The 7,049-nt window shown below is 66.8% G+C and carries 4 protein-coding genes and 1 pseudogene; all 5 read left to right on the forward strand.

The genetic code is table 11. The annotated features are described in order from the left end of the window. Positions 1-173 precede the first annotated feature (173 nt). A pseudogene (locus tag VLK61_RS31920) lies at positions 174-1,160 on the forward strand (integron integrase); the annotation flags it as partial. A 164-nt stretch (positions 1,161-1,324) separates the two neighbouring features. Then, positions 1,325-4,654 carry an error-prone DNA polymerase gene (locus tag VLK61_RS31925; RefSeq protein WP_325427752.1) on the forward strand — a complete coding sequence of 1,110 codons (3,330 nt, stop codon included), beginning with the start codon at positions 1,325-1,327 and terminating at the stop codon, positions 4,652-4,654. Between the two features lie 162 nt (positions 4,655-4,816). Beyond that, the gene (locus VLK61_RS31930) at positions 4,817-5,440 is read left to right on the forward strand and encodes an EcsC family protein (protein ID WP_325427754.1); all 624 of its coding nucleotides are present in this window, start codon (positions 4,817-4,819) and stop codon (positions 5,438-5,440) included. A gap of 63 nt (positions 5,441-5,503) precedes the next feature. Then, on the forward strand, positions 5,504-6,286 hold the full coding sequence (yaaA, locus tag VLK61_RS31935; RefSeq protein ID WP_325427756.1) for a peroxide stress protein YaaA: 783 nt from the start codon (positions 5,504-5,506) through the stop codon (positions 6,284-6,286). Positions 6,287-6,395: 109 nt separating this feature from the next. Then, positions 6,396-7,049, forward strand: a 654-nt coding sequence (locus tag VLK61_RS31940) for a 2-oxoglutarate-dependent dioxygenase (protein WP_325427758.1), incomplete at its 3' end; no start/stop codon positions are given.

Below are 7,049 nucleotides of genomic sequence, written 5' to 3' on the forward strand. Positions count from 1 at the left end.
CTGCAGCAGGCCGTCGTCACCGATCCGGTCACGTACGAGAGCGTCGTGCGGCCTCTACCCAAGACGGCGAAGTGAGCGTAGAGTACTGGACGGGCATCCAGTACTTCTCTCCCATTGGAGCTAAGCTGATACCCCTTATATATGTACAGTAATCAGAGTCAGCGCGCAAGCCAATGAGTCCTGCCACCGAACCTCAGACCCCTCGCCTGCTGGATCTGCTGCGTCAGCAGGTTCGCTACATGCACTACAGCCTGCGCACTGAGGAGGCTTACGTGTACTGGGTGCGCGCGTTCATCCGTTTTCATGGCATGCGTCATCCTGCGGAGTTGTCGAATGCTGATGTCGAAGGGTTCCTGACCTGGCTGGCGGCCGAGCGTGAGGTGGCGCCGTCCACCCACAAGCAGGCGCTGTCGGCGCTGCTCTTTCTCTACCAGAAGGTGCTCCGGCTGGACTTGCCGTGGATGGGTGACATCGGCCGACCGAAGCACCAGCGCCGCCTGCCGGTTGTTTTGTCGCATGACGAGGTGGGGCAGGTACTGGCGGCGCTCGATGCACAGGGGGGTACCCATGGCCTTATCGCCCGAGTACTGTACGGCACCGGCATGCGTCTGATGGAAGGGCTGCGCCTGCGGGTTAAGGACGTCGATTTCGAGCGTCGCGCGGTGGTGGTCCGCGAAGGCAAAGGTGCGAAAGACCGCGTTGTGATGTTGCCCGCTGTACTGGAGCGGTCGCTGCAGGACCATTTGGCGCGGAATCATGCTTTGTGGTCGAAGGATCGTGCGCAAGAGGTGCCGGGCGTGCAGGTCCCGCACGCGTTGGCCCGGAAGTACCAGCGGGCACCTCAGTCCTGGGCCTGGTTCTGGGTCTTCCCCCAGGCTGAACTTTCACGCGACCCGCGTGGGGAGGGTGTGCGTCGACATCATGTGTTCGACCAGACCTTTCAGCGCGCGTTTCAACGTGCCGTGCGCAGTGTGGGAATTGACAAACCGGCAACGCCTCACACGCTGCGTCATTCGTTCGCCACCCATTTGCTGCAGGCCGGCTATGACATTCGAACCGTGCAGGAACTGCTGGGCCACGCCGATGTCAGTACGACGATGATCTATACCCATGTGCTCAAACTGGGTGGCGGTGCCGTGCGAAGTCCGCTCGACAGTCTGGGCAACCGGGTTGCCGGTGAACTTCGATATCCACAACAACAAGCGCCTCAGCAGCATCAGCAGCAGCCACCCCATCACCTGGTCAGCGCGAAGCCGGCAGACGAAGATGTGTTGTCGGGCATGCTGTCCCAGCGCACTGCGCGGTACGTCAGGGAGCCCCTCCCTTGCTACAGAGTCTTCCCCCTTACGCCGAACTTCACTGCCGCAGCAATTTCAGTTTCCTGACCGGTGCATCGCATCCGGAAGAACTGATCGCGCACGCGCAGGATGCGGGCTATTCGGCCTTGGCGATCACCGATGAGTGCTCGCTGGCGGGGGTGGTGCGCGCCCATGTGCAGGCGCTTCGTCTGAGCTTCAAGCTGATCCTCGGCGCCGAGATGCGCTTGCAGGCGCCATTGCCGTCACCGGACTGGCTGCTGCAGGCCCACGCCGAACGTGATGATGACGATGACGATGAAGACGGGCTGGTCGACGACTGCGACAACACCGACGACTGTGCCGACGACAGCGGCAACAACGACGATGGCGGCGAGCATGACGCAGCATTGCTGTCGCTGCCACCTGCTCCGATGCGCCTGCTATTGCTGGTGCAATCGCAACGCGGTTATGCCAACTTGTCGCGCTGGATCACACTGGCGCGGCGCCGTGCCGCCAAGGGGCAATACCAGGCCTACCCAGGCGATCTGGAAGGCCAGGTGCCGGACATGCCATTTCTCGCCGGGCTGCCGGGCTGCCTGGCCCTGCTGCTGCCCGAACCCGAGCAATCCTTTGCAACGGTCTATGCGCAGGCGACCTGGTTGCGCCGCTGGTTCGGCGACCGGGCGACATTGAGCATGGCGATGTTGTGTCGACCGCATGAACCGGGTTTGATGCGCACGCTGCAGCGGGTATCGGCGGCCACCGGGCTGGCGATTGCGGCCACCGGTGATGTGCTGATGCACAGCCGCTCACGCAAGCCATTGCAGGATGTGCTGACGGCCACGCGGCTCAATCAGCCGGTGGCTGCCTGTGGCGATGCACTGGCCTCGAATGCCGAGGCTCACCTGCGTTCTCGCGAACGCATCGCCGCGCTATACCCGCCGGACTGGCTGGCCTCCAGCGTGGCGCTGGCCGAACAATGCACGTTCTCGCTGTCAGAGTTGTCGTACCAGTATCCGCGCGAGATCGTGCCCGAGGGCCACACCGCGACCACCTGGTTGCGTGAGCTGACCGAACAGGGTCTGCGTGAGCGCTTCGGTGACCCGCTGCCGCCGGGGGTGCGCGCGGACGTGGAGAAGGAACTCGCACTGATCGAGAAGCTGGCGTACGAGCCGTACTTCCTCACCGTCGCCGATATCGTCCGCTGGGCACGCGGACGAAACATCCTGTGCCAAGGCCGTGGCAGTGCCGCGAATTCGCTGGTCTGTTATTGCCTGCGCGTGACCGAGGTGGACCCGCAGCGCGCCACGCTACTGTTCGAGCGCTTTGTCAGCGCCGAACGCCAGGAGCCGCCGGACATCGATGTCGATTTCGAACACCAGCGGCGCGAAGAAGTCATCCAGTACATCTACAAGAAGTACGGTCGCCACCGGGCGGCGCTGACCGCGGTGGTGATCTGCTACCGGCCGCGCTCGGCGCTGCGTGATGTCGGCCGGGCGCTGGGGCTGGACATCGACCGCATCGCCGGTGTTTCACGCGGCCAGCACTGGTTCGATGGCCGCGAGATAGCGCCGGAGCGCCTGCGCGAGAACGGCCTGGACCCGAACTCCAGCGTGTGCCGGCATTGGGTGGAATTGACGCGTGAATTGATCGGCTTTCCGCGCCATCTGAGCCAGCACCCGGGCGGTTTCCTGATCGCCCGCGACGAGATTTCGCAACTGGTGCCGGTGGAAAACGCCACGATGGCCGAGCGCACGGTGATCCAGTGGGACAAGGACGATCTCGACACCTTGCGGCTGTTGAAAGTCGACATCCTGGCACTGGGCATGCTGAGTGCGATTCGCCGTGCGCTGCAATTCATCAGCGAGAAGACCGGTGAACGCTTCGGCATGGACACCTTGTCGCGCCAGGCCGACGACCCCGCCGTCTACGACATGCTGTGCCGTGCCGACAGCATCGGCACCTTCCAGGTCGAAAGCCGCGCGCAGATGAGCATGCTGCCGCGGCTGCAGCCGCGCAGCTACTACGACCTGGTGGTGCAGGTGGCGATCGTGCGGCCGGGGCCGATCCAGGGCGGCATGGTGCATCCCTACCTGAAGCAGCGGGATTTGCGGCGGCTGGACCCGGCTGCGCCGCTCGATATCCCGTCGCCCGAGCTGAAGCCGGCGCTGGAACGCACGCTGGGCATCCCGATCTTCCAGGAACAGGTGATGCAGATCGCGATGATCGCGGCCGAGTTCACCGCCGGCGAAGCCGATCAATTGCGGCGCGCGATGGCCGCGTGGAAACGCAAGGGCGGGCTCGGGCCGTTCTACGACCGGCTGGTCGGTCGCATGAGGGCCAAAGGCTACTCGGAAGCATTCGCCGAACGCATTTTCAAGCAGATCCAGGGCTTCGGCGAATACGGTTTCCCGGAAAGCCATGCAGCGAGTTTTGCGCTGCTGGTGTACGTCAGCGCGTGGATCAAATACCACCATCCGGATGCCTTCCTGGCCGGCTTGCTGAACAGCCAGCCGATGGGCTTTTACGCGCCGGCGCAACTGGTGCGTGATGCCCGCGAACACGGCGTCGAGGTGCGGCCGGTCGATGTGTTGCGCAGCCAATGGGACAGCGGGCTCGAAGCGCTCGAAGGCAGGTCGTCGGCCTTGCGTCCGGTGCGCCTGGGCTTCAGCCGTTTGCTGGGTTTTCGGCAGGACGATGCCCAGCGGTTGGTCGCCGCGCGCTCCGACGGGCCGTTCGCCGGCATCGAAGACTTGACGCGGCGTGCCGGGCTCGATGCGCATGCGCTGCAACTGCTGGCGCAGGGCGATGCGTTGGCGCCACTGGTCGGCCATCGCCATCAGGCGGCCTGGGGCGTGCGGGGCATCGATACGCAGGCCACCGCGCTGCTCGAAGCCACGCGCACGCACGAGCTGTCGGCCGAACTGGCGGCCCCGGCCCTCGATCAGGAGGTGGCCGCTGACTACCGTGCCACCCACCTGTCGCTGAAGGCGCATCCGCTGGCCTTGCTGCGACCCCAGCTGGCGGCGTTCAAGGTGCAGCCGGCGGCGGTGCTGGCGTTCTGCCGCCCGGGCCAGCTGGCGCGCGCTTCGGGCCTGGTGACGCACCGCCAGCGGCCCGAGACGGCCAAGGGCGTGATCTTCGTGACGCTGGAGGACGACACCGGCGCGGTCAATGTCATCGTCTGGCCCGCGGTGGCCCAGGCCTACCGCCAGGCGCTGCTCGGTGCCACGCTGATGACGGTGTATGGCGTCTGGCAGCGTGAAGGGGAGGTGCGGCACCTGATCGCGCAGCGGGTGGTCGACCACACGGCGCTGTTGCAGGGCTTGACGAGCCGCAGCCGCGACTTCCATTGAGGCCCATGACGAACAACGCGGCATGGTGGCCCCTGCAGGCCATCCGCCGGGCGGCGCAGAATGGTGGCTCATCAACGAATCCGTCGCCGCCGCAGCACACGGCCTGATGCCGTTGCGCGGCCGTCGCCCCTTCGCCGCATGCCGAAATCATCTCTCCCCGCCGTGCTCGATCCGCCCGCCGACAGCAGCCCGGCCGGCCGCATTGCGCAGGCCCTGCTCGACGTGATCGGCCGCATCCCGCCAACGCGCGAGCAGGCCCGCAGCCAGCCTGCGCTGGCGGCACGGGACACCGCGAATTCCGCTGCTGCGCGCGCAGCCCTGGCCGCCGGCTCGCTGGCCTTGCCGCCGGGTGCGCTGGGCTGGATCACGCTGCTGCCCGAGCTGCTGACGGTGTGGAAGATCCAGTCGCAGATGGTGGCCGACATTGCGGCGATCTATGGCCGCTCAGCCACGCTGAACCGCGAGCAGATGCTGTATTGCCTGTTCAAGCACGCCGCCTCGCAGGCCGTGCGTGACCTGGTGGTGCGGGCGGGCGAGCGCTACCTGGTGCGCACCGCGTCGATCAGCATGCTCAAGACCATCGCCCGCCGCATCGGCGCGCGCTGGACCGAGCGCACCCTCGGCCGCGGCCTGTCGCGCTGGCTGCCGGTGATCGGCGCCGTCGGTGTCGGCGCCTATGCGTACTACGACACCGTGCAGGTGGCCATCACCGCGATCGACCTGTTCGAGCGTGACCTGGACATCCTGCCCGATGTGTCCGCGCCAGTGCGTGAAGGCGATGTTTGACCCAGCCACCACGCTGCGCTGGCCGCCCCGTGCAGGCCAGGGCCCTGCGTACACTCCGCCGCCATGCTCTACCTGCTCTCTCCGGCGAAGACGCTGGACTACCAGACCCCCGTGCCGCTGGCGCTGCGCCGCAAGGCCACTGAGCCGCTGTTCACCGACCGTGCGGCCCTGTTGATCGACCGCCTGCGCGAACTCGAACCGGCCGACGTCGCTGCGCTGATGGACTTGTCACAGGAACTCGCCGCGCTGAACGTCGCGCGCTACGGCCTGTGGTCGCCCGAGGCCACCGAGCGCAACAGCCGGCCGGCCGCCTGGGCCTTCGACGGTGATGTCTACGACGGCCTGTCCGCCCGCACGCTGAAGACCACCGACTGGAACTGGGCTCAGCAGCACCTGGTGATCCTGTCCGGCCTGTACGGCGCGCTGCGGCCGCTGGACCGGCTGCAGCCCTACCGCCTGGAGATGGGCACGCGCCTGGCCACGCCGCAGGCCAAGGACCTCTATGGCTATTGGGGCGAGGCGATTGCCGCTCACCTGAACGAGCGCCTGCAATCGGACAAGGCGCCGGTGGTGGTGAACCTGGCGTCGCAGGAATACTTCGGCGCGGTGGATCGCCGGCGCCTGCAGGCGCGTGTGATCGATTGTGTATTCGAGGACTGGAAGAACGGCGAGTACAAGATCATCAGCTTCTTCGCCAAGCGGGCGCGCGGCATGCTGGCGCGCTGGGCGATCCGCGAGCGGGTGAGCGGCGTGCGCAAGCTGCAGCACTTCGCCGAGGACGGTTATGCCTACGATGCCGCCGTGTCGGCGCCGGACCGGCTGGTCTTCCGGCGTCGGCCGGCCTGAGCCGCCAGGTGCCGATCCGGACGCTCATCTGGCGCGCTAGCCCGCGTGCGCTGTCAGGGGCCGGCCGTGCTGCTGGCCATCCGGCGCCGGCGGCTGCCAAAATACCGGCATGAAATCGCAAGTGGTCACGCCGGAGTTGCGGCAATGGATTCTCGAGCAGGCCAAGGCCGGCTGCCGGCCGGAGGACGTGCTGGCGTCGATGAATGCCAGCGGCTGGGACCCGGCGGTTGCCGAGCATGCATTGGAAGAAACGCTGAGCCAGTTCCTCGCCGAACGGGCCCAGCAGGCCGCCTTGCCGCCCGCCGTGCCGGTCCCCGGGCCGCTGCTCGACGGCGCGCCCAGCCGCATCTGGGCCGGCGACCGCGAGGTCAAGGTGCTGTTGACGCTGCACAACCCGCGCGTCGTGCTGTTCGGTGGCCTGCTGTCCGATGACGAGTGCGACGAACTCGCGGCGGCCGCCTCGCCGCGCATGAGCCGCTCGGAAACCGTCGTCAACGCCACCGGCGGCAGCGAGGTGCATGGCTCGCGCACCAGCCGCGGCATGTTCTTCGGCCGCGGCGAGTCGCCGCTGTGTGAACGCATCGAGCAGCGCATTGCCACGCTGCTGCGCTGGCCGGTGATCAACGGCGAGGGGCTGCAGGTGCTGCACTACGCGCCCGGCGCCGAATACAAGCCGCACTACGACTACTTCGATCCCGCCCAGCCGGGCATGGCCACGGTGCTCAAGCGCGGCGGGCAGCGGGTGGGCACGATCATCATGTAC

The sequence above is a fragment of the Aquabacterium sp. genome, from assembly GCF_035476535.1.
GTDB lineage: Bacteria > Pseudomonadota > Gammaproteobacteria > Burkholderiales > Burkholderiaceae_C > Pseudaquabacterium.

What these genes read in the sequence shown, in the direction of transcription:
- yaaA (WP_325427756.1), top strand. Translation starts at nt 5,504, where the DNA reads ATGCTCTACCTGCTCTCTCCGGCGAAGACGCTGGACTACCAGACCCCC.